Here is a 23903-nt window from a genome sequence, read left to right on the forward strand (position 1 = left end):
ATGTAGGTAAGGGGCGTGAGCAGGACGCGGAAGCTTTACTCGGTTTTTACATAGCCCACTAGGTTACAAACCTCGCGCCGCGATTTAATCGCCTCTAGATTGAACAAATTTCAATCCGTAAAGATCAACACGCCCTAAGCAACCCTACATTTATTAATAGATTTTTGTTACTGCAGGTGAAACTTTATACTTTTCGATATATGCATCAGCGAGTAGAATGCTTGAAACAATAATAATAAGCGTCAATCATGCACGAATTTTATCAATTAAGCACAACTAGCTTACAAGGCCAGCCCATTAACTTTAGTGATTTTGAGGGGAAGGTTGTACTTATCGTAAATACCGCGAGTAAATGTGGGTTTACCTACCAGTATGAGTCTCTTCAGGCCTTACATAATAAGTATGCAAGCCAGGGTTTGGTTATTTTGGGTTTTCCGTGTAATCAGTTTGGTCAGCAAGAGCCCGGCGACGCCACCCAAATAGAGCAAGGCTGTTTAATTAACTACGGTGTTAGTTTTTTAATGTCGGCCAAAGTCGATGTAAACGGTGAGCATACCCATCCTATTTTTCGTTATCTAAAATCAGCATTACCTGGTTTTTTAACACGTAAAATAAAATGGAACTTCACTAAGTTTTTAATAGCGGCCGATGGCACACCAATTAAACGCTATGCTCCTTTTATTAAGCCTGAAAAGCTAGAAATAACCATTCAAAAAGCACTTAAAAACATTATGGCGTAAAATTAATAAAGAGGCGTATAGCCTCTTTATTGCCAGTTAAAACTAAGCGTTAAACATGTTTATAACCACACGTATAAATACTTAAACAAAACTGGCGATGTATTTTTACTAGTACAATTTACTCTATGTAATCGCTTAAATCGTCTTCGCCTAGGTTTTTACGCAAGCGTTTTTGTTCAAGATAGTCTTCCAACTTTTTCTTAACTTTTTGCTTGTTTTTATCATGTTGATTACGCCCGACCATTTCGTATTCGTCTTCAACAAAATCATCATCTAGCGCATCGTAACTAAATGTCTTACCCACAACCCACTCCATAAAGTGTTTGAGACCAATTAAGGATTTTATAATCGCAATAATTGGTGAAATTAAAAATGTTCAGTACTAAATATGATTTACAAATTAGTACCAAAATAAAGCCATGTAGCTATCGTAAATAGTCTTCATGTCAGTATTGTGAATAAATAGCGCTAAATTTGAATTGAGGAAAGTGAGAGTTTTTTATCGTATCGATAAATAAAATTTATCACTTTTTATTTTTTAGCCAATTTGACTAAAAAATAGTTATTTACTTAATAAAAGCATCACTATCAAGCCGCCTGCAAACACGTAACCCATTGTTTAAAATAAATAAATAAAACTGGCACCAAACTTGTTATTAGTTAATCGTCATCAACAAAAAAGTAGAGAACAAACATGAAAAAATTACTATTAGTAAGTGCTTTAATTTGTACGCCCGCTGCAATGGCTCACAACGATAACGATTCTGCAATTTCATTTAGTAATGAACAGTGCAATGTTGAATTTAAAAATGATGTACGTATTAAGCCAAACGAACTAGAAATTTTTACAGCTAATAATCGCACCATGCAGTTCACTACTGACGGCGATTTAACTATAAACGGTGAGTTAATTAACCTTAATAGCAACCAACGCGCAGCGTTAAACACATACTCTGATAGCTTACGCACTCAATTACCTGAAGTAGCTAATATAGCTTTAGAAGGCGTTAAAATTGCGGGTGTTGCACTAGCTGAAGTAGGCAACGCATTTAATATTGATGGTTTAGATAATATGTCTGAGCTGATGGACGATATTAAAGTGGAGGTAGAAAACACTTTTTATCAGCAAGGCACCTTTGTTATGGGCCAGCAAAGCTTTAATCAGTTTGGTGAAAACTTTGAGCAGCAATTCGAAAATCAAATAGAATCGGCTGTTGAGTCTGCTGTTATGCAATCAATGGGCAGTATTTTAGTTGCACTAGGCTCTGAATTATTAGGCTCAGGTGGTGATATGGAAGCATTTGAGCAGCGCATGGAAAACATGGGCGCACAAATAGAAGAAAAAGTAGAACTACATGCTAATGCACTTGAAGAACGTGCTAACGATTTATGTGGAAACTTTGCCGACATTGCTAAGCAAGAAGAGCAATTAGTAGCACAGTTACCTGAGCTTCAAGGCTATGAGTTATTTACAATTAAACCAACTAAGTAACCCAAGTAACCCTATTTAACATCCCTTTAGCAGCATTTAAGGTTACTTAAATGCTGCTTTTTTATGTACTGATTTACATTATTTTTTTGCTAATAAAGTAAGCTCGCCTAATGTAATAATAGCGTGCTCCATTTGCTCACTCCATTGCACACCATAACTTAATCTAAAACAGCTTTTATATTTACTCGTCGCAGAAAATATAAGCCCAGGCGTTATGCTTATGCCTACCTCAAGCGCCAGTAAAAAAAGCTTTTGACTATCGTACTCGCCACCTAAGTCGAGCCAAATAACACAGCCGCCTTGAGGGTCACTTATGCGGGTATTTTTTGGCATGGCTTGTTGTAAACAAAAGCGCATACGGTCTTTGTTCGTTCGCAAGCGCTGCCTTAATACCTTTAAGTTTCTATCGTATTCACCGCTGGCAATAAATTCCGATAACGTCCATTGATTAATTAACGATGTTGAGCAACTTAAAGCGCGCTTATAGCGCCGAGCTTGCTGAGCGTACCTACCCGCAATTAACCAACCAACACGATAGCTAGGCGCTGCCGTTTTAGAAAAAGAGGAGCAGCTAATTACGAGCCCTTTTTTTGAATAGGTTTGTGCAGGTGTACCTCGCTGTGGGGTAAAATATAGATCGCCGTAAACGTCATCTTCAATAAGTACCACGTTATGGCTTTCTATTAGCTCTACCATTTGCTTGCGATTTTTATCGTTCATAAAGCTGCCAACTGGATTGCTAATCGCAGTAGAAAATAAACATGCTTTAATGTCGTGATCGTTTAATGCTTGCTCTAAGTCGTTAAGCCAAATTCCGTTATCTGGGCACAGAGGTATTTCGAGTGCTTTTAAGCCTAAACTTTCTATTAATTCAATAATACCGTGATAGCACGGGGTCTCTATGGCAACTGCATCACCGGGCTTTGTTACACACTTAAGCGCTATTGCAAGCGCCTCTTGCGCGCCATTAGTGATCACCAGCTCGTCTATATTAATACCTATACCAAAACCCAAATAATAATGTATAAGCTGCTTTTTTAACGGTACAAAACCATCCATTGGGCCATAATTAATGGCGCTGTTACCAGCAATTGTCATCACTCGGCGCATATTTCTCGCAAGTGCTTTATCGGTTGGGGCAGCCGCAACGGGGTTTGCGATACCAAAAGGCACGACGTTAACTTGATGAATCGCACTATATACTTGCTCTATTAGCGCTTGTTTATTAACAATAACAGGTTCCCGGCTTAGCTTTACACGCTTAGGAAGACTGCGCGCTATAGCGACGGCTTTTAAAAAATAGCCCGATTTTTCTCTTGCCTCTATTAAGCCTTGATCCTCAAGCGTTTGATAAGCCTGCTTTACTGTAGGAATACTTATGTTTAGGTTAGTAGCCATTTTTCTTAGAGATGGCAACTTTTCACCGGGCAACAAAACATGCTGTTCGCTCATATCTTTAATAAGTTGAATAACTTGCTGATATAAAAATTCAGGGGGTTTGTTGTTTACGGTTTTTAAGTTCATCGCACACCAAATCTGTATAGGTTACATTTTTACTTTTCTGTATATGGTAAGTATACAGCTAGCTCTTAAAATAACCACTCACCCGGTATTTAGGATCGACAATGAAAAGTGCAGCGCTATACATTACAACTGTTTTAATTTGGGGTTCTACTTGGCTAGCTATAGAGTTTCAGCTAGGTGATATTGCTGTAGAGCTGTCGCTATTATATCGCTTTGCTATCGCAGCCGCGCTAATGTGGTTATATGTAGCGTACAAAAAACCTGACATGCGCTTTTCATTAGTAGACCATGGTTTTTTTGTGCTGTTGGCAATATGTAACTTTAGCCTAAATTATTTAATGCTTTATTGGGCGCAAAACTATTTAACGTCAGCCATGACCTCAATTGCGTTTTCTATGCTGCTGGTTATGAATATAGTAAATACACGATTATTTTTTGGAAAGCCTATATCTAAGCGAATCTATGCAGGCGCAGTACTTGCTGTACTGGGCATAACGTGTCTATTTTGGCCACAACTACAGCAGTTCGACTTGAGTAATGGTGCGTTGGTCGGGTTACTACTTGCTCTTAGTGGCACCTTTGTGGCTTCATTAGGAAACATGGTAAGCGTAAGAAACTCACGCAAGCAAATTGGTGTACTGCAAGGCAATGCCTGGGGCATGTTATACAGCGCAATTGGTTTAGTTTTATATGTACTAATGAGCGATGTGCAATTTAGTTTAAACGCACCAAGTAGTTACTGGCTTTCATTACTTTATTTATCAATATTTGGCACTGTAATAGCGTTTAGCTGCTACTTTGCGCTACTTAAAAATATTGGCCCTGAGAAAGCCAGCTACGTTATTGTACTGTTCCCGCTTGTTGCGGTAACACTCAGTAGCTTTTTTGAAGGCTTTGAGTGGCATGCAAATACCTTTGCAGGATTTAGCTTAGTACTTTTAGGTAATGCCATCGTGCTTACCCCTACAAAACAAATTAATGCCTTTTTAGCAAATAGAGTAATTGCTAAAAATGGCTCCGTCCCCAGTTAGAAGCGTTTAACGCAACTAACACAAAAGCGCCTACCCTACTGTAGGCGCTTTTTTATTGGGCAATGAAAAAGTAAAGCACCAGTATGAACACTAATCTTTGCTGGTGTTTCTCCAACCAGCTCTCCATCCGCTTCTATTAGTAAGCCTTGAGTCATTATTTCGGCGAAAGTTAAGCGGCTATAGGTAAGATTTTGAATATGTTGGTGGCGCTTAAACAATAATTTTATAAAGCTCAGTACATTATAAAACACTCCGCCAGAGCGCATTTGATAACACTCAAGATGCCCATCACTTAAATCTGCATTGGGAGCAATCTTTAAACCACCGCCAAAGTATTTATGATTTGCAAACACCGTAATTAAATTAGGGTATTGCATCGTTTGGTTACCAAATACTCCTTTTAATTGCTGAGCGTTATAATAAAGCAACTCTTTTGCGCTTATCCAGCTGTAATCAAACGCTGAAAAACACGCTTTAGCATTGATAGCTTTTACTACATGAGCATCAAAACCCACCCCAGCAATATTAATAAAGTAACGAGTATTTATTTTTCCTATATCAATTGCGATGGGTGGATTAAATAGCGCTTGTCGCCATTGCTCTATATGGCAATCAAACCCTCTTGAAAAATCATTTCCGGTACCACAGGGCAGCAGCGCTAAAGAACAATGACTCCCCATTAATGCGTTAACGGCCAAATGCAAGGTACCATCGCCACCTAATACAACGACTTTGTTGACCTTACTTAATTGCGCTTTTATTTGCTCACGGTCATGTTCAAAGTCCCCTGAAGTAAAAAACGTACAATAAGTTAGCTGATGTGTTTTACAAGTATCTATAAGCCAATTTAAAGACTTTTTACTGTGTTTTTTAATGCTTGGTTTAACAATTATCAGTAATGACAAACTTTTATATCCAACTCTAAATAGGTAACGAGCTAATTAAGACTTTAATTAAATTTTTTTAATCTGAATAACTAATCAAAAAATAACGGGTTAAATGCATAACAAAAGGTAAAAAACCGGCACAACCCCAGTACGCAAGACTGAAACAACCATTCAAATTTACATAACTATGCAATAAAACCAAAAACACTTACAGAATCGAATCTTAATAAATTCAATTCGGATTAGTTTAACTAATGCTGCAGACTCAATTTTTATCGCTTTATTTTTAATCAAGTAACGTGCAAAATGCACGCGATTTCAACAGATACAACCCGGAGCAAAGTAATGAACCCAATTAATACATTAAACCAAACAGCCGATACTCACGTTGCAGTAAAGCCAACTAACCGCAAAGCAAAAATGCTAGCAAAGCTTAACCGTATTGGTAAAAGACTAGCACTTAGCGGCGCAGCTCAATATAAATAATCACCCAACCATGATTATTTTTTCGGTGCAGCAAACACCCAACCACTAAATTAAGTCACTTATTTAGCTCCTCTTGTTTGCTGCAACCTCTTTATTTTATTAAAAATTGCCTTAATTTCCCTTTATTTACAAAAAAAACCTCATTTACGTACATTTTTTAGGCAAACAGTCATTTTGCTATTTACACAGCGGTATCACCTAAGTATTATTCTGCGTCACGGAGAGATGGCAGAGTGGTCGAATGCACCGGTCTTGAAAACCGGCATAGGTTTGTAGCCTATCTAGGGTTCAAATCCCTATCTCTCCACCAAATTTTAATTGGTGGCATTATTTTACTTCCATCAATACAAACGGTTATGCGTTGGAGAGGTGTCCGAGTGGCCGAAGGAGCTCCCCTGCTAAGGGAGTATAGAGTTTGTAGCTCTATCGAGGGTTCGAATCCCTCCCTCTCCACCATATACTATATATAAGCCACTTAATTGTGGTTTTTTTGTGCCTAAAATTTAACACAATACTAAATTGGGAGGGTGAGAACCCTAGACAGGGTTCGACAAAATGTCTGGAACATTTTAGACCGCTGCAAGCGTCGCGCAGCGATTGATTACATGGATGTAAGCAAGTCTATCCCTCCCTCTCCACCATATACTGTATATAAGCCACTTAATTGTGGTTTTTTTGTGCCTAAAATTTAACACCAATACTAAATTGGGAGGGTGAGAACCCTCGACAGGGTTCGACAAAATGTCTGGAACATTTTAGACCGCTGCAAGCGTCGCGCAGCGATTGATTACATGGATGTAAGCAAGTCTATCCCTCCCTCTCCACCATATACTATATATAATCCACTTAATTGTGGTTTTTTGTGCCTAAAATTTAGTGATACCACATAAATAGATTAGCAAAGCGCTAGCTTGATTATAAATTTATGATGCTATCCACGATTGCCGCCTTTAAAACGCCCTCTATAGGTCCTTCTATCCCTCATAAAAATTAAACAAATTGTGCCAAACAATAACTTAGTGCATTATTGATATAACTTTAGCCAATTTAGGTTTAGCTATGATCAGGCTCATATTGCTACTTGCGTGTGCAGTACCATTTATTTCCTTTGCACAAAATACGACTGTGTATAAATGTGTTATTAAAGGCGTGCCTACTTTTAGCCAAACACCTTGTGCAAAAGACGCACAAGTTATCACCCTTAAAGAAATAAATGTGATTGAGGCATATAAAAGCTCAACGCCAGGTAAGGGGATTACCGACTCATCCGTCGATAATTTTTTAAAAGTTCAAGAAATAGATCGTGAAATAAAAAAGCTACAGTTGGAAATAAAACAAAGCCAAAAAGAATACACCGCAAAGGCCCAGCAAATTAGTTATATAACTCAAGATCAGGCAAACCGTTTAGGAGCATCTTCCATTGCCGATGCCAGAGCGACTAAAACCGCAGCGTTAAAAGAGGCTTATGACGCCTCAATTAACCAGATGCAGCAGCAAATAAACGCTTTAAAACAACAAAAGCAGCTACTTAGCCAAAATCCTTAAGCACTTTGTGTATAACTAAAATAAATTGAGTAATATCGTCACGCGTATTATAAATATGTGGCGATACTCGTATCCCCTGCTTTCGCTCATCGACACTAATTTTTGCCTCATCCAACGCTTTAAGCACTGCATTTTGGCGTTTTGCAAAGTTTAAAATAACCGTCCCACTGCAATGTTGCCTATGTGTAGGTGACACAACGTACTCTTTTAGCTGCTGATGAATAAGCGTTAGCATTGCAAAATTGTGATCTCTTACTTTGTTAGCCCCAAGCTTTGCAAAATACATAATGCTATTTGCAGCAATAATATAGGGGACAACTGAGGGCGTTCCTCCCCAAAATTTAAGTGCGCTGCTGTTATATTCAAAGTGATGTATATTAAATTCAAAAGGGTTTTGATGTGAAAACCAACCAACATCTTTAGGCTCGCAACTAGCTAACTGCTCAGGGTTTACCCATAAGTAGGCAGCACCAGGGCCTGCGCATAACCACTTAACACTTGAGCCAATCATAAAGTCGGCATTAAGTGCAGTTAAATCAAGCGGTAACACAGCTGCAGATTGAGCAACATCAATGATAGATAAACTACTAGTGCGCTTACTCAAAGCCACTATGTCGTTTACAGGGGCTTGCACTCCTGTATTTGAATAAACATGGCTAATAAAAACTAAATCTATATTTGGAGTTAAATACTGCTCCCACACATTAATATCAGATAAATTTTCATACTCCGGGATAAATGTTATTTTTGCGTCTTTGGGCAACGCTTTTTGCATAGCAAAACCCATACTAGGGAAATCGCTTTGCGCCATAAGTACATTACACTGTTTTTTTTGTATTTGAGGATGCGACATCAATAACTTCGTTAAGGCGCTTGATAAGTTTACTTGTGGGCAAAATTCGCGACTCGGCGCGTTAAATAAATCCCCTAATGCCTTAGTAAATTGCTCAACAGCAGGTAGCCATTGTTGCCATGGCTCTTTATTAGAGTCTTGCCACGGTGCAAAGTAATGCTGAGCTAAGTACTGCTGAGTATTTTTGAGCGCTCGCCCCACTGAGTGATTAAGTAAATAGCAGCCCTCGGCCATACAAAAATCATTTTTATACATGTTATTACACCCACTGTTTTAAAGTATTGAGGTCGTCAAACCGCGTTTGAATATCAGCGCGCTTAGCGCAAGCACGTCTATCTCTGAGTTTTTCAAGCGAATCAAGCAGCACATGCAGTGGCGGCCCGCTTGCTGTTACTTTGCTCATGTGTTGCTCTTGCATGTTTTTTGAAGGTTGGGCAATAAATTTTTCTACTAGCTGATTATGATGACCGATTGCAGTGTCTCCATGTAACTTGCATACTTGTATAAATAGCGTTGCATGCGATTTAAACCAGTCGGTATTTTTATAGTGCTGCGCTTGTAGGAAATCATCCATAAAGCTTTGTATTCGCATTGCTTCACGCAATATTTGTTGATCTTCAGGCATCATGTATAAAAATTTATCCACCAGCATTTGTGAGTAACTAGGCTCGTTAGCACTACATACTCCTAGTAGCATGTCGATCACATTAATACCTGCAAAATCACCGGCATTGGCGCCTCTATAAATCTCTTTTCCTACACGGTATGGCTTGTAATAAGGACGTACGCAATTAAAAAAGCGCTCTGTATCTAGCTGCTCATAAAGCGCATTATTAGATTCAATAACATCAATAAGTGCATGTTTAACTACTTTTAAAAGCTCACCACATAAGGGGTGTGAAATACCCAAGGGTACTATTTTTAATAATGCATCACTTGCGCGCTTATAAGCCAAAATACCTTGAGTGTTGTAATCTATAAATAATTTTTCGTCGGCTAGATCAGTAAAGCGCTTATAAATACCATTGACCGCTTTATTGTGTGTGGTTAAATGTGCAGTTGCAAAGCGAGGAGTTACGCCTATGGAGGCGCCAATATGCATTGCCAATGCTGATGCCTCAACAAGTGGTGATGCACTCTCACGACTTGGCTCAGTTATTTCATGGCGGCGGCATGCGGCCATAAAAAGCCCTACGTTTCCTAGTAAATCAAAAGCGCTATCAAAGCCTTCATCTGTGTTACCCTCGGCGAGTAAGTTACTAATAAGCGCATTACCTTCGAGGGCTAACTGCTCTTTTAGTGTCTCTCCAATACCCTCTACATTTGCTTTATCAGCTTGTTGCCAATAAAGCTTTTCAAGCTCGCTATTTATCTCTACAAAACCTTTTCTTATCCAGCGGTCAAATATAGCCGTATGTGTGTTCATTGTGTGTACTCTATTATTTTTTATTAAATGTAGCAGAGTTCAAGGAGGGTAAAACGTCAAAAAAGTTAGTAAAAATGGCCTTAGTTAGCAATAATCACTACAAATATAAAAATAAATAATGAAAGCCAACAAACATGTTAGATAAAAAAGATCAGCAACTACTTATCGCTTTACAAGCACAAGCTCGTCTAACCGTGAGCGAATTAGCAAATAGTATTAATCTCTCAGACACTCCATGTTTAAGGCGTATTAAAAAGCTTGAACAAGAGCGAGTAATTACGGGGTATCACGCAGCAATTAATCCAAAAGCACTTAATTTGAATGTTTTGGTTTATGCATTTGTACGCTTAGGTCAAAATTCAGTGAGTGCAGCGCAGCAATTTGAACAACATGTAGAAAAGCTCCCCCATGTATTAGAGTGCTCAGTTATATCGGGAAGTTATGACTATTTACTTAAAATAATAGCTCATGATTTAGAGAGCTATGAGCAGTTTGTAAAACACCAACTAGGAGGATTGAGCTGTATTGCAAATATAGAATCGACCGTAGTACTTAAACAATCATTTAGTAAAAAACAATTGCCATTATAAAAAATTCCTCAAATAAGCTACTGTTAGCTATACTGATTATTCAAAAAGTAATAACAATAATTGCCAAGGACCTAAGTGAAAGATTTTAATTCAAAATATCACTCTAGTATTTTTTACATCTTGTTTGCCTTGGCATATATTTTTGTTGGAATTACGCTTACTAAGCTCGCCTTTAATTCGCAAATTATTCCTATTTGGTTACCTGCCGGCATTGCATTAGTTGGGTGCTATATTTGGTGGTGGCGATTCATCCCGCCATTATTTATTGCTGCAATTACATTTAATTTAAGTATTTTTGATAACTCAGCACACGAAATGGTACTTGTTGGCAATTCGTTTAATGAGGCTATGTATATTGCCTTTGGAGTTGTTATTCAGGCGATGGTGGGGGCAGCCCTTTTAAAATATTGGCTTGGCCATCCGCTGCGCTTTAAAAACCGTAAAAATATTATTTATTTTATTGTTTTTGTCGCAATCATAACCAGCTTAATATCGGCTAACTTTGGGGTGTTTGCACTTAGCCAGTTTAACCCCGCGTACAGTATAGATAACCATTGGCGAAACGTGATTTATTGGTGGCTTGGCGATACCTTAGGCGTATTAATTGCCACGCCATTTTTACTCTCGTTATTGCCTAAAACCTCAAGTAAATACCATATCTCTGCCATACCAACCATTGCTGTGTGTAGTGTTTTATTTGTATCGGTAGCCGTAACAACTCAGCTTTACGATAGTGAAAATCGCACTAATACAATAAAAATAGCCGAACGAGAAGTTCACGTAATTGAAAATAGCCTTTATCGTTATACTAACCGCAGCCTTATTGCCGTGCAGAGTTTGGCAAGCCAAGTACAATCGTCTTCACAGCTTAGTCAGCAAGAGTTTTACGCTTATGCGAGCGAGTTACTTACTCAGCATTCTTTTATAAAAGCCCTTTCATGGAATGTAAAAATATCACAAGACGAGCGCCAAGAGTTTACCCAAACAATTTCTGACATTTACCATTTAGACTACGATGTAGTCGGTGAGCCGTTAGAAAAAGACGACCCCATGGTTATTGTAAAATACATAGCGCCATTTAATGGTAACCAAAAAGCGATTGGCTTTAATGTGTTTTCAAATGCTGACAGAAAAGAATCCCTACTTAACCCGACTATAAGGTTTCAACCTGTAGGTACTAAAATTATTCAGCTCGTACAAACCAAAGAACCGACCCCCGCTTACTTACTTTTTGCTCCTGTGTACTATCAAGATAATGAAACTGATCCTGTTAAAGGCTATGCAACGGGTGTATTTTTAGTAGACAACATTATTAATCAGGCTATTTCAAAAGCGCAATCAGATATGTTCGCTATTAATATTTATGAGGATATTAATAACCCACCATTTTATAGTAACTCCAAAGGCTTTAGCCACGCTTCAGGAAGTCGAATAATGACCTTTAATGTTGATTTTAGCGGTCAGCGGTGGATTGTTAAACTTGCGCTTAAAGAAGGGTTTTTAGCCCAGCACAACAACCAACTTACATTACTACTACTTATTTTACAGGTCGCTGTGTGCTCACTTATTTTACTTATTTTATTATTATTTAATCAGCAGCAAGTAGAGCTTACTCGCCAAGTAGCAGAGCGCACTCATTCATTGGCGCAAGCTAAAAAGCAATCTGATCTTGCCAATCAAGCTAAAAGCCAATTTTTGGCTAATATGAGTCACGAAATACGCACACCTCTTAATGCTGTTATTGGGTTTTCGTCGTTAGCACGCGAAGTCGACGACACTAAAACATTGGTAGGCTACTTAGACAAAATAAACTCCTCATCTAAAAGCTTATTAAATTTAATTAACGACATTCTCGACATATCAAAAATAGAGTCGCAAAAGCTCGCGATGGAATCGATATCATTCGACTTTCATGCATTAGTTTCTCGTATAAATAATATGTTTGAACAAAACGCCTTTAACAAAGGAATAAACTGGCAAGTAGAGTGCAAGCTACCAGTAAACACGTGGTACATTGGCGACCCAATGCGTATAGAGCAAATACTCCTTAACTTGTGCAGTAATGCGGTTAAATTTACAAATGAAGGAAGCGTTGCATTAAATATTGCAGGTGAATTTACTGCGGCTAATAAAGTACAAATTACCATTGATGTAATAGATACGGGAATTGGCATAAAACCAAGCCAACATAAAAAACTATTTAATGCATTTACTCAAGCTGATAGCTCCACATCAAGGCAATTTGGTGGTACAGGGCTTGGTTTAACAATAGCAAAAGAGCTGAGCCAACTAATGGGGGCTAATTTAGCTCTACAAAGTGAGCTTGGGAAAGGCTCAACCTTTACACTTGCTATCACTCTTCCTACTACAGAGCCTGAAGAGTCACCTGAAATTGCATATGCAGATACAAATATTGCATCACTAGACATTCTCGTTGCCGAAGACAACCCTGTTAACCAAATGGTGATTAAAGCAATGCTGGGCTCTTTAGGCATAGTGCCAAAAATTGTAGATAATGGTGAGCTTGCTGTTAATGCAGTAAAACTACAAAATTTTGATTTAGTACTTATGGATTGCCAAATGCCGGTTATGGATGGCTATAGAGCCACAGCGCTAATTAGGCAATTTAAAACAGAACAAGAGCTGCCAATTATTGCTTTAACTGCCGACGTGATGCCTGAGGACAAAGCGCATGCTCGTGCTGTTGGATTTAATCAACATCTTGCAAAACCACTCGAACTCATTAAGCTAACCGAGTGCCTTGTCCAATATGCAGAAGTAAATGAACAATAACGGGTTAGTTTTAAAAGTTTGTATAGGTTTTGTTTTAAGTATTTTATCTCACCTTGCTGCAGCTCAAGACTGCATTACTCAAAGCAGCAGCTTTAGCTTTATACTAAAAGCTAAGCAGCAAGGGTTGTTTAGGTTTGAAAACGAGCACACCCACCAGCCATTTAATTATCAAGCCCTTTTGCCATTTCAGCGCTATTTAGATTATGCGTATGATCATATTAATAAAGCAAACCCGCGTGCAAACGTGCCATGCCCTGTAATAACAGATACCTACAAACAACTTGTTAAGCAAGGTGTACGAACCATAAATCCTAATATTGCCGATATTATTGCCCCCTTTGAACTTAAGCACCCAACAAGTAACAAGGTTGCCTTGTTAATACACGGACTAACAGACTCCCCTTTTACTTATCACGATTTAGCACGCATTTACTACGAGCAAGGTTATAGCGTTCGCACGCTTTTATTACCCGGCCATGGAAGCGCTGCGAGTGCATTACAAAACGTAGACGTAAAGCAATGGCAAAAAACAGTAAATTATGGAGTAAACCGCGCTTTAACCGATTTTGATGAAGTCATATTAGGTGGTTATTCTACAGGGGCAGCACTCGTTATTGATTACCTAACAAAGCAAACGCCATCACCTAAAATTAAAGCACTTATGTTGTATTCACCTGGTACTGAGCCACATAATAAAAATGGCTGGCTTGCTAAATGGATAGACGCTATTCCATTTGTAGATTGGATAGATAAAGACGCTGATATTGATTTTGCTAAGTATGAGTCATTCCCTTTTCATGCTGCTGTAGCCTCATACGATGCCATGCAATTGGTAAGTATTGATCAATTAAGTAAACGCTCCGCACTTAAACTACCTATTTTTAGTGTACTTAGTGATATTGATACCACAATTGATACGCGCGCTTCGCTTAAATTATTAAGTGCCCTGCATAAGGGTAACTCGCCTAAATATAAAATACTCGATACCTTAGTATTTTATGGCAATACTGATACTTTGCCTGCAGGCTTTGCTGCTAATTACAAAGTAATAAACCCAAAGTGCACGACAAAACGATGTAAAAGTATTCATGGTATATCGCATATTGCGATTGTTAACTCGCCACAAAACCCACACTACGGCGAAAATGCTGCCTATCGTAATTGTGGTAGTTTTATTAACGACGATGCTCAGTATAAAACCTGTAAAACAACACTACACCCACAATTAGGTGAACGTACAAAAGAAAATTTAAAAAACTATCCTGCATTACAGCGGCTCACTTTTAATCCTCATTTTAACGAGCTGGAAAAACAAATTTCAATATTTATTAAAAACCTAGAACACACAAAAGGTAAGTAGTTATGAGTGCTCTTTCGCACCAATGGTTTACAAGCATAAATCAAATAGATGCCAATGAATGGCAACGCTTATTTGGCAGCGAGCCCTTTACATGCCACGCATTTTTATATGCTTTGGAGCAAAGCCAATGCGTAAATGAGCAAACAGGCTGGCAGCCTAAGCACCTAGCGGTGTATGAAAATAATAAACTCATTGCATTAGCGCCTGGGTATTTAAAAAGCCATTCATACGGAGAGTACGTATTTGATTGGGCATGGGCAGAAGCATACGAGCAACACGGGTTAGAATATTACCCTAAGTGGCTATGTGGTGTGCCTTTTAGCCCTATTGAAGGTAAGCGAATTGCCATAGAGCACAATGATCACGACTTGGTATATCACTACATAAAAGAGCTGCTAAACACACACAGCATTGATCAAAGTTGGTCTGGCTGGCATATAAATTTTTGTGAACAAGCACAGGCAAATTCACTTTGTACAGAGCGAGTAATGCAAAGAGTGGGTGTGCAGTTTCAGTGGTTTAACAAAGGCTTTAATACCTTTGATGACTTTTTACAGACCTTAACTGCGCGAAAACGTAAAACACTTAAAAAAGAGCGCGCTAAAATAGTCCAGCAAAATATAACCATTGAATGGCTACATGGCGTGCAAATAACCCCCGAAATCATGCAGCTTTTTTGCGAATTTTATCAGCGTACTTATTTAAAACGTTCTGGGCATTTAGGGTATTTAAATATGGAATTTTTTATACTGTTACATGCGCTAATGAGCGAACAACTCGTTATTATGCTCGCAAAAAAAGACGATAAAGTAATTGCAGCAACACTTAGTTTAATTGGCGAAAACACGCTTTATGGGCGCTATTGGGGTGCAAACGAAGAAGTTGATTCACTGCATTTTGAACTGTGCTATTACCAAGGTATTGAGTTTGCTATTAAGCATAACCTGAGCTGCTTTCATTCTGGGGCGCAAGGTGAGCATAAAATAGCGCGCGGGTTTGAGCCCGTACTTACCTACTCTGCTCACCACATTGTTGATGGCGACTTTAGTAATGCTATTAGTGATTACCTTAAAAGAGAACGCCAACACATTCATATCTATAAAGATCAGTGTGCTGAGTTACTGCCGTTTAAAAATGAGTAACTGATTATTTGCTGGCATGGCTGTATCGCTAATAAGCGAAAGTCCAGCCTGTTTTGCCAAGCCCTCAACTGCTTCAAAATCCCTTATCCCGCTTAACGGGTCGCGATCTATTAAAAACGTATTGAAGTCATCATTACTTGGGCTGGTAAATTTACCTTGGTATTTGAACGGCCCATAAATACATAACATACCTTCGTTATTTAAATGGCGCTTAACTCCGTCAAAAAAACGCTCTACCAACTGCCAACTAATTATATGAAACGTATTTGCCGTGAATATTGCATCTACTTTATCAATCGGCCAATCGTGGTTTAAATCAAGCGTAAGTGGTGCGTGTAAATTATTGAGGCTTACCTGGGCGTGCCATAAGCTGATCCCCTCATGGTTTATAGCGCGATCGCTTGTATACCATTGTAAGTGAGGTAATTGTTCGGCAAAAAACACGCTATGCTGCCCCGTACCAGAACCAATCTCAAGCACACTGCGACTTGATTTAAATGCTTTTTGTAACTGCGCCAAAATAGGAGCTTTGTTGTTTTCACACGCTTGTGAAAATGGCTTTGTCATAGGTTTGCACCAAAGTTGTAGGCTAATGCACAACAGTAAAGCAAATTTTGATTACTTTGTACTTAGTAAAACCCTAAAAAATAAAATTTTTATACTTATCAATAAATTAAAAGTTAGCTGTTTTATTGGTATATATTATGCTTTTTTAATAGTGAGCGTTAAAAAGGCTCAACTTTTATTACATAGAGAGGATTAATATTATGCATTTACCCCCATACACTGCTGTAGACGCTGTTGTCTCAGTAACAGAAAAAAACATAGAAAAGCCTAGTAGCGCCTGTGATAGTAGAGCCACTGTAATCGATTTACTTTCTCACTGTAACCAAAATCAACAGGCGCTAAAAAAACATGAAACAGACCAAATATTCATTCTTGGCTACAATTGATACTAAACTTAAACCCGTAAATAATTTTTACAATAACTGTTTACACTGAAACCGATTAAATGTAATGATAACTATTATCGTTAACTTAAGTCGGTTTTTTTATGTCTTCAGATCACGCTCTGCGTAATTATCATCATGAACTAACATGTCATTGCTTACGTCCGGGCCTTCATGCCCCTATGCTCGTGGCAAACTACATCGAAACCGCTCTAAGCTTAGCTAAAAGTTTTGAAAAACAACGCAATCCTCTACTTCAAGAGCTTTATTTAAAACGCACACTATATGAAATTATCAACAAAATGTGCGACCCTCTAATACACAATGCCATTCGCAAACAGTGCCTTGAGCAGTTATATAAACCATTACTGGCATTAAAACGTTATTACAAAACGCATAACAACACAGCCAAGTTTTTATTACTTGAACGTGAAGCGCGCGTTCTTAGTCACGAATTCAACCCTTTTTAAGGAGTAAAATATGAGTAACTTTAGAACAGAATCAGACAGTATGGGCGAGTTACAAGTACCTGCTGATGCTTTATATCAAGCGCAAACCCAACGCGCAGTAAATAACTTTGCAATTAGCGGCCTAACAATGCCCAAGCAATTTATTACGGCGCTTGCTTACATTAAGCAAGCCGCTGCACAGAGTAATTTTGAGCTAAATCATTTAAGTAAAAGTAAAGCGACGGCCATAGAGCAAGCCTGCCAACAAATTATTGATGGCGAGCATTATGAGCACTTCCCTGTCGATATTTTCCAAACCGGCTCAGGTACAAGCTCTAACATGAATGCCAATGAAGTCATCGCAACGCTTGCAACTCGCATTGGTAATGAGTCAATTCATCCTAATGATGACGTAAATATGGGGCAAAGCTCTAACGATGTAGTCCCTACAGCCATTGCCCTTAGTAGTGCCATTAACGTAGTTTATGAATTACTACCATCACTTGAAAAACTATCGCAAAGCTTAGAGCAAAAAAAGGCAGAAGTTGGCGCAATAGTTAAAACAGGCCGTACACATTTAATGGATGCGATGCCCGTTACGTTTGAGCAAACACTCAGTGCATGGCAATCACAAGTAAACAACGCAGCCTCAGGCATTCGCCATAGCTTAGAGCGAGTATGTGAGCTTGCTCAAGGTGGTACAGCTGTTGGTACCGGTATTAATGCAGATGGCGAGTTTGCATCAAAGTTTGCTAAAAACTTAAGCGCAAATGTGGGTATAAGCTTTAAACCAAGCAGTAACTTTTTTTACAATATTGGTTCGCAAGATGCCATTGTAGCGCTCTCAGGGCAGTTAAAAGTCCTCGCGGTAGCACAAATGAAAATAGCAAACGACTTACGTTGGATGAACTCAGGTCCACTTGCTGGTCTTGGCGAAATAGAGCTTGAAGCACTACAACCAGGCTCGTCTATTATGCCGGGTAAAGTAAATCCGGTGATCCCAGAAGCGGCAGCCATGGTAAGTGCTCAAGTAATAGGAAACGATGCAACTATTACCGTTGCAGGCCAAGCCGGTAATTTTGAGCTGAATGTGATGTTACCTGTTATTGCGCATAATATTTTACAAAGTATTGAGCTACTTGCTAATAGCGCACAAGCCCTTGCAGATAAAGCTATTGCGAGCTTTAAAGTTAACCAACCCAATATAGACAAAGCATTGGCTAAAAACCCAATTTTAGTTACAGCGCTTAATCCGGTGATCGGTTACGAAAAAGCCGCAAAAATAGCTAAGCAAGCCTACAAAGAAGCCCGACCTATTATCGATGTAGCCGAGCAAGAAACTGACTTACCACGCGAAGAGCTCGAAAAACTACTAAACCCTACTAAGCTCACACAAGGTGGCTTGTAGTTTTTTAAAAAATCTAAATACGGCTTTAATTACTTGATTATATAGTTTTTATTGCCGTAAAAAATGCACCGTGTATGATAGTGATGAATATTTCATCACTATTAAGGTTTGTTATGCGTACCCCATTGTTAGCCATACTTTTACCGCTTTGTTTAACTGCTTGCCTAGAAACAACATCAGCCGATACTGAGCAAACTACTCAAAATAAATTAAAAGAAGTACCGCAAACAACGCTTGTTGAAAATAAAAAAGAACACTCAAAATCAGCAGCACAAAAACTTTCAAATACCGAGTTAAAAAAAGTATCTGTTGAGGATATAAAAACAGCTAAAACCGAGTTAAATTCGCTTATTGCTGATAATCAATGCGACACCAGTGAGCAGTGTAGGGTTACTCCTGTTGGCAGTCGTGCATGTGGCGGCCCTAGTAGCTTTGCTGTTTACTCAACTAAAACCGCTAATGAAGCTGACGTTTTAGCACAAAGTAAAAAAATCACGTCTCTTGAAAGCCACTACAATGCTCAAAATGAAATGATGAGCATTTGTCAGCATTTAACAACACCAAGCACGCAGTGTGTTGAAAATAAATGTGTTAAACTTGAAGGCTCAGCGGTAAGTGCATTTTAAGGATAACGTTATGAGTTGTTTACCATCGGCAGTTAAACTATCAATTATAAGCATTGCTAGCAGCTTTTTATTACTAAGTGGCTGTGCCAGCACGGCAACGTCAAGTAATGAACAAAGCAAAACTTTGTCTGACTTAAACTACGATCTGAATAACATGGTGAGCAATAATAGTTGCACCGCGAGCTTTCAATGCAAAGTCCTTGAAGTTGGCGCCCGCGCATGCGGTGGACCGAGTAAATACGCGGTTTATTCAACGCTAAACACCTCTCAAGAAGAAGCGGAACAGCTTGCTCAACAAATAACAAAACAAGAAGAGATACAAAATAAAGCGCAAGGCTTAACCGATTGCTCTCCTGTACTTGAAGTGCAATCGTTATGTATTAATAAGCAATGCCAGTCGTTTGATATTAAATAGCTTAAACGTCAATTTCAGCGTTAACCTATAAAAGGTATTAACGCTGAAATTATTAACACCATCACCACACACACTCCCGCTTTAATGATGTATTTCATTGGCATTTGCTTAAGCACCCAATACGCATAAATAAATCGCACAAAGTAACTTGCAGCTGTGCCAAATAAAGCAAAAATAATTAAGTAAGCAATTAAAATAATATTCATATAAAACTAAATTAACTACTTAGTGTTTTTAGTATGAGCAATTAATAACTCTGCTACTTGTTGCTTTACGGCTCGCTTATCATCGCTTTGTACATCAAACCGCGTTGCAAGTTGCGCTATTTCGTCGTCATTTAAATTAAACGATAAACGCTGGCGTGTTTTTTTAGATTTTACGTCCAAACCTAAAATTTTACGGATCATGTCTGATGGCGTGAGCTCTTGATCGATGGCTTGTTTTTTTATCGACTTTTGTACTTCGCTACTTAAATCAAATGCCATTTGTGTGGCACGCACGGCTTGCTCTTGGCGTAACCACTTATCTTTAGCATCACTCACTTAGCATCTCCTGGAAATAAGTCGACGATATCGGTGATTGGGCGCGTAAGCGTTAGTGAAACTTCTGTTTCGCCACCATCCCATATTTCGATATTTAAACCATGCCCTTCGTCAGGCGATGCTAAACAAATCATTTCACATGGTTCACCACCTTCTTGCTCATAGCGCGGTAGTGACTGGCCACGAAAGTCTTTATTATGAAAGTAGCACACGTATGGCGATTCACTTTGTTGATAGCTTTTAGCTAAAAACTGCATAAAACGCTCGGGTGTGTTTTGCACCTGGATATTAGTTAATGATTCTTCATCAAAAATACGCGCAAAGTCGTCTAATCCAAATATTTGCTCTACTTCATCACGCTGAATTTTTATTGAAAAGTTAGCAAACTGCTCACCATCATCTTGCTCAATTTGTAAAAATACAACCTGTCCGCTGTTGGTCTCAAGCACAAACTCAGTTTCACTACTGTGCTGATATTGGTATGTTTGAATATCAATAACGCGTAACGTTTCACCTTTTAACCACGACGGATATGCAAATGAGTCGATAACACTAAACATATCGCCTTTTTTAAGCTCGCTTGCATGATTAAGCTGACGTTCTGGCTCTTTTTTAGATTTGAAAAAATTAAACATAATGAGGCATCCCTAAGCAAAAAAGGTAACTAAGCTAAGCTTAATTACCTTTTGTAAATAATGTACTAACTATTAGCCGTTTTGCTTGGCTTTAATGCGCGCTAAAATATCAGCACTTTTTGGGCTTGTATCGCCAATACCGGCTTCAGCCATTTTTGCTTTTAAATCGTCGCCATTTACGTCCGACTCAAGTTGCTTTGCAGCACCAAGCTGGTCGCTACGATCCTGTTGGCGTTGCTTAATACGCTCAAGAGACTGACGAGCCGATGTCATAGACGAGCTATTAGTATTAAGCGTGCTGTTAACAGCCATAGTAGCTTGTTGTACGCTTTCTGTGGTTTTAACCATAGTAAGCTGACGTTGGTTTTCTTTAATCGACTTTTCAGCGTCTTTAACTTGTTGTTTAAGCGCCACAATATGATTGCTAAAACCAGATAATACTTGCTCGTTTTCAGCTTTTTCAGCTTCAAAGTCACCAATTTTTTCGGCAATTTCTAATGCTAGGGCTTCATTACCTTTTTCAAGTGCTTGGCCTGCATACGCTTCGTGCTCAGCGATTGATGCATCAACAGCGCTAATTTTACGCTTAGTTTGCATTTCTTTAGCCATTACTTCTGTAAGGCTTTTTTTAGCACGGTGAAGTGCATTTTGTGCATCTGCAATTTCTTGTTCAAAAATGCGAATACCGTTTGCATCTACAATTGCTTCGCCTGCTTCACGAGCGCCGCCACGTACTGCTGTAAATAATTTTTTTAAAATACTCATAATCTTAACTCCACTAACTAGTTACTAATCGTTTAAATACAAGGTCACGGCTTCTAGTGCGTCAATAGCGTTGTCAGCTAATGTCACTAGTTCGTGGGTAACGTCATCTAACGATGAATTTACCGACAGTGCACCAAAAATCGCGTATTTGTTATCGATTTTAGCAAATGCACTCAGTGGAATTGGCACGTTTAAACGTAATAGTGTTTCGTTTAACTCGTTGCGTAATTCACTTTTTACTTCCTCTTCGCCAAACAAGTAGCTAATACATAACAACTGCTCTTGAGTTTGCGTAACAAAAATTGGAAGCTCATCGTTTCCGTCAACAATGACTTGTAAAACATCTTGCTCACCTGGGTTGGCAATCAAGAAAGACTCAAAGTTAGCGCCTTCAGTTTCAAAAGAAGCTAATTTTATTGAAAGTTCATTTAATTCCATGTCTCTGCCTTTTTTGTCGTTTGACATATTATGTCTGAGTTAAGATTCGCACGACCGACATATTATGTCAACCATGTTTTATTAATTTTTATACAATTCGCTTTCTATTTGCCAAGCTGTACGGTAATAATCGTATAACTGACCAGAGCCTAACCTATTGACCTCAATACTTTTAACTTGTTCAAAATATTGGTTAGGAAACACAAAACTTGCCAGTAAATATTCTTTACTCACCCACCTAGATGGCACAGGCATTTCGCTTATGTTTTTAATTCGTCCACTTGCGGGTTGACCCATTTTAGTGGCAATAGTCCAGCCCCATTGCCCAAACGAAGGAATATTTTGCTGATATTGCTCAACATAACTAAACCCTGCTGCTTTAACCGTTTTGGCTATGCTTAAAAACGCTTTTTTAGCATGATAAGGCGAGGTTGATTGAACTGCCATTGCACCATCAGGTGCCAATAGTTGACGTACATGGTTATAAAAATAGTCACTGTACATTTTGTTAAGATCGGGATGATTAGGATCGGGTAAATCAATTAAAATAGTGTCAAATTGCTTACTTTGATCGAGTAATTTTTCAACCTCTAAAAATGCATCACCCACAATTATATGTGCACGCGAGTCTTGCATAGATTTATTATTTAACTTTAATAGACGTTTATTAATAGGCTCTGGGGGCGTAAAATCACCGTCTTTATGCCCAAATAAATTAAGCAGCTGAGCATCTAAATCAATCAGCGTTACTTCGCTCACAGGCCATTTTAAAACATCTCTAAGGGCAAGCCCGTCGCCACCACCAATAATTAATACGCGGTCGTGCCTGTTTGAGGCAAGCATTGCCGGATAAACCAGCATCGAGTGATATATTTGCTCATCAATACTTGAGAACTGCAAGCGCCCATTTAAATATAAATCAGTAATAGGCTCTGGCTGATTTTTACTTAAGCGTTCGGTTAACACTACATGCTGGTACTTAGTGGCTTGAGAGTAAATAACTTTATCTTTATATAACACGTTACTTAAGCTATTCATCCAACTACTACCCAGCACTAAAATAAACCCAAATAATGCCAGCAATACTATATGACAAACTAAAAGTGCTTTAGCAAAGCGCACATGCGTATGGTAGCGCCATAAAAAGGCAAGCCCTGCGATTATATTAAAAAGTGCTGTCCACGCTGCAGCTTGCATTATAGGCATTGAGAGCATAATGCTTACCCAAATAGCCGCGCCAATACCTGCGCCAATATAATCGGCACCGTAAATTGTTCCTGCGTTGTTTTCTAAAAACCGCCCGTACACATGTTGGCGAATACGCGCTATTAATGGTATTTCCATACCAATAAATAAACCCAGTATTAAACCAAATACATAAGGAAGGAATCGTGACCACTCTTGCAACTTTTGAAATACATAGCCGTTAAGTACAACATCGGGAGGTAAATTAAAAATACTAGAAAATAAATGAGGGAGCGAATAACTTACAGCAATCACACCAGCAATAGCTAAAATGCAGCCCATGCCAACTAATGCAATTATACTTTCTAGCCAAGCAAAAGCGGTAAATGCATCTTTAAACCAACGAGCTAAAAAAGCACCTAAGCCCATAGCCACTATCATCGTGCCAATCATGGCGTAAATTGCGCTTTCTACAGAGCCAAGTACACGCCCTGCGTAATGCGAAAGTAAGTATTCATAAATAAGGCCACACCCTGCGAGTATGGCCATAACCGTAATAAGTAATATATCGTGCCCAAGTAAACGTGCTTTACTTGGGCTAGTGTTAGTTAATGACACTGA

The 23903-nt window shown here is 38.7% G+C and carries 26 protein-coding genes and 2 tRNA genes; 16 read left to right on the forward strand and 12 right to left on the reverse strand.

Going from position 1 to position 23903, the window contains the following annotated elements; all coding sequences use genetic code 11:
• Positions 1–248: 248 nt before the first annotated feature.
• Positions 249–740, forward strand: coding sequence for a glutathione peroxidase (locus CWC11_RS09270; RefSeq protein WP_138682465.1), 492 nt, complete (start codon positions 249–251; stop codon positions 738–740).
• A 118-nt stretch (positions 741–858) separates the two neighbouring features.
• On the opposite strand, the gene CWC11_RS09275 is transcribed toward CWC11_RS09270, so the two are convergent.
• Positions 859–1044 carry a PA3496 family putative envelope integrity protein gene (locus CWC11_RS09275; protein WP_082660591.1) on the reverse strand — a complete coding sequence of 62 codons (186 nt, stop codon included), beginning with the start codon at positions 1042–1044 and terminating at the stop codon, positions 859–861.
• Positions 1045–1434: 390 nt separating this feature from the next.
• Between CWC11_RS09275 and CWC11_RS09280 the strand changes: the two genes are divergently transcribed.
• Positions 1435–2232, forward strand: coding sequence for a YggN family protein (locus tag CWC11_RS09280; RefSeq protein WP_138682466.1), 798 nt, complete (start codon positions 1435–1437; stop codon positions 2230–2232).
• 78 nt (positions 2233–2310) lie between these two features.
• Here CWC11_RS09280 and CWC11_RS09285 read toward each other — a convergent pair whose 3' ends face one another.
• Complete coding sequence (locus CWC11_RS09285; protein ID WP_138682467.1) at positions 2311–3756, reverse strand: aminotransferase-like domain-containing protein; 1446 nt, start codon at positions 3754–3756, stop codon at positions 2311–2313.
• A gap of 101 nt (positions 3757–3857) precedes the next feature.
• Here CWC11_RS09285 and CWC11_RS09290 point away from each other — a divergent pair, with 101 nt between their 5' ends.
• Positions 3858–4787 carry a DMT family transporter gene (locus CWC11_RS09290; protein ID WP_058548809.1) on the forward strand — a complete coding sequence of 310 codons (930 nt, stop codon included), beginning with the start codon at positions 3858–3860 and terminating at the stop codon, positions 4785–4787.
• 35 nt (positions 4788–4822) lie between these two features.
• On the opposite strand, the gene CWC11_RS09295 is transcribed toward CWC11_RS09290, so the two are convergent.
• Complete coding sequence (locus CWC11_RS09295) at positions 4823–5692, reverse strand: diacylglycerol/lipid kinase family protein (protein ID WP_138682468.1); 870 nt, start codon at positions 5690–5692, stop codon at positions 4823–4825.
• Between the two features lie 327 nt (positions 5693–6019).
• Between CWC11_RS09295 and CWC11_RS22815 the strand changes: the two genes are divergently transcribed.
• From CWC11_RS22815 to CWC11_RS09310, 4 genes are all read left to right on the forward strand, one after another.
• Entirely contained in the window at positions 6020–6160 is a 141-nt protein-coding gene (locus tag CWC11_RS22815) for a hypothetical protein (RefSeq protein WP_171038411.1), read from the forward strand.
• A gap of 219 nt (positions 6161–6379) precedes the next feature.
• Positions 6380–6470, forward strand: a tRNA-Ser gene (locus tag CWC11_RS09300).
• A gap of 53 nt (positions 6471–6523) precedes the next feature.
• Positions 6524–6616, forward strand: a tRNA-Ser gene (locus CWC11_RS09305).
• Between the two features lie 603 nt (positions 6617–7219).
• Positions 7220–7705 (forward strand): RNA-binding protein, encoded by a 486-nt coding sequence (locus CWC11_RS09310; protein ID WP_104641705.1) that lies wholly within the window; start codon positions 7220–7222, stop codon positions 7703–7705.
• Here CWC11_RS09310 and CWC11_RS09315 read toward each other — a convergent pair.
• Positions 7689–8813 carry an aminotransferase class V-fold PLP-dependent enzyme gene (locus tag CWC11_RS09315; RefSeq protein WP_138682469.1) on the reverse strand — a complete coding sequence of 375 codons (1125 nt, stop codon included), beginning with the start codon at positions 8811–8813 and terminating at the stop codon, positions 7689–7691. The two genes, CWC11_RS09310 and CWC11_RS09315, sit on opposite strands and share 17 nt — an antisense overlap.
• Before the next feature lie 4 nt (positions 8814–8817).
• The gene (locus CWC11_RS09320) at positions 8818–9984 is read right to left on the reverse strand and encodes a PrnB family protein (RefSeq protein WP_138682470.1); all 1167 of its coding nucleotides are present in this window, start codon (positions 9982–9984) and stop codon (positions 8818–8820) included.
• Between the two features lie 134 nt (positions 9985–10118).
• Here CWC11_RS09320 and CWC11_RS09325 point away from each other — a divergent pair, with 134 nt between their 5' ends.
• From CWC11_RS09325 to CWC11_RS09340, 4 genes are all read left to right on the forward strand, one after another.
• The gene (locus CWC11_RS09325; protein ID WP_138682471.1) at positions 10119–10574 is read left to right on the forward strand and encodes an Lrp/AsnC family transcriptional regulator; all 456 of its coding nucleotides are present in this window, start codon (positions 10119–10121) and stop codon (positions 10572–10574) included.
• 75 nt (positions 10575–10649) lie between these two features.
• Positions 10650–13367 (forward strand): ATP-binding protein, encoded by a 2718-nt coding sequence (locus tag CWC11_RS09330; protein WP_138682472.1) that lies wholly within the window; start codon positions 10650–10652, stop codon positions 13365–13367.
• The gene (locus CWC11_RS09335) at positions 13357–14727 is read left to right on the forward strand and encodes an alpha/beta hydrolase (RefSeq protein WP_138682473.1); all 1371 of its coding nucleotides are present in this window, start codon (positions 13357–13359) and stop codon (positions 14725–14727) included. The genes CWC11_RS09330 and CWC11_RS09335 overlap by 11 nt, the downstream gene beginning before the upstream one ends.
• Before the next feature lie 2 nt (positions 14728–14729).
• Positions 14730–15869 (forward strand): GNAT family N-acetyltransferase, encoded by a 1140-nt coding sequence (locus CWC11_RS09340; RefSeq protein ID WP_138682474.1) that lies wholly within the window; start codon positions 14730–14732, stop codon positions 15867–15869.
• Here CWC11_RS09340 and CWC11_RS09345 read toward each other — a convergent pair.
• Positions 15846–16436: a DUF938 domain-containing protein gene (locus CWC11_RS09345; RefSeq protein WP_138682475.1), complete on the reverse strand. Its 591-nt coding sequence runs from the start codon at positions 16434–16436 to the stop codon at positions 15846–15848. The two genes, CWC11_RS09340 and CWC11_RS09345, sit on opposite strands and share 24 nt — an antisense overlap.
• A 200-nt stretch (positions 16437–16636) precedes the next feature.
• Here CWC11_RS09345 and CWC11_RS09350 point away from each other — a divergent pair, with 200 nt between their 5' ends.
• From CWC11_RS09350 to CWC11_RS09370, 5 genes are all read left to right on the forward strand, one after another.
• Positions 16637–16822, forward strand: a complete 186-nt coding sequence (locus CWC11_RS09350) for a hypothetical protein (protein WP_058548816.1) — start codon at positions 16637–16639, stop codon at positions 16820–16822.
• Between the two features lie 101 nt (positions 16823–16923).
• On the forward strand, positions 16924–17289 hold the full coding sequence (locus CWC11_RS09355; protein WP_227006902.1) for a hypothetical protein: 366 nt from the start codon (positions 16924–16926) through the stop codon (positions 17287–17289).
• Between the two features lie 10 nt (positions 17290–17299).
• Positions 17300–18676 (forward strand): class II fumarate hydratase, encoded by a 1377-nt coding sequence (locus CWC11_RS09360; protein ID WP_138682476.1) that lies wholly within the window; start codon positions 17300–17302, stop codon positions 18674–18676.
• A 113-nt stretch (positions 18677–18789) separates the two neighbouring features.
• Positions 18790–19302: a hypothetical protein gene (locus CWC11_RS09365; protein WP_138682477.1), complete on the forward strand. Its 513-nt coding sequence runs from the start codon at positions 18790–18792 to the stop codon at positions 19300–19302.
• 10 nt (positions 19303–19312) lie between these two features.
• On the forward strand, positions 19313–19717 hold the full coding sequence (locus tag CWC11_RS09370; RefSeq protein WP_138682478.1) for a hypothetical protein: 405 nt from the start codon (positions 19313–19315) through the stop codon (positions 19715–19717).
• Positions 19718–19737: 20 nt separating this feature from the next.
• Here the strand turns inward: CWC11_RS09370 and CWC11_RS09375 are convergent, their stop codons facing one another.
• From CWC11_RS09375 to CWC11_RS09400, 6 genes are all read right to left on the reverse strand, one after another.
• Positions 19738–19923 carry a hypothetical protein gene (locus CWC11_RS09375; protein WP_058548820.1) on the reverse strand — a complete coding sequence of 62 codons (186 nt, stop codon included), beginning with the start codon at positions 19921–19923 and terminating at the stop codon, positions 19738–19740.
• A 15-nt stretch (positions 19924–19938) separates the two neighbouring features.
• The gene (locus CWC11_RS09380; RefSeq protein WP_058548821.1) at positions 19939–20259 is read right to left on the reverse strand and encodes a hypothetical protein; all 321 of its coding nucleotides are present in this window, start codon (positions 20257–20259) and stop codon (positions 19939–19941) included.
• Positions 20256–20894: a DUF4178 domain-containing protein gene (locus CWC11_RS09385; RefSeq protein WP_138682479.1), complete on the reverse strand. Its 639-nt coding sequence runs from the start codon at positions 20892–20894 to the stop codon at positions 20256–20258. Before CWC11_RS09385 ends, CWC11_RS09380 begins: the two co-directional genes overlap by 4 nt.
• Positions 20895–20966: 72 nt before the next feature.
• Positions 20967–21659, reverse strand: coding sequence for a PspA/IM30 family protein (locus CWC11_RS09390; RefSeq protein WP_058548823.1), 693 nt, complete (start codon positions 21657–21659; stop codon positions 20967–20969).
• Between the two features lie 24 nt (positions 21660–21683).
• Complete coding sequence (locus CWC11_RS09395) at positions 21684–22097, reverse strand: YjfI family protein (protein ID WP_138682480.1); 414 nt, start codon at positions 22095–22097, stop codon at positions 21684–21686.
• An 81-nt stretch (positions 22098–22178) separates the two neighbouring features.
• The gene (locus CWC11_RS09400; protein WP_138682481.1) at positions 22179–23900 is read right to left on the reverse strand and encodes a polyamine aminopropyltransferase; all 1722 of its coding nucleotides are present in this window, start codon (positions 23898–23900) and stop codon (positions 22179–22181) included.
• Positions 23901–23903: the final 3 nt, after the last annotated feature.

It is taken from the genome of Pseudoalteromonas sp. S3178 (assembly GCF_005886985.1).
Taxonomy (GTDB): domain Bacteria; phylum Pseudomonadota; class Gammaproteobacteria; order Enterobacterales; family Alteromonadaceae; genus Pseudoalteromonas; species Pseudoalteromonas carrageenovora.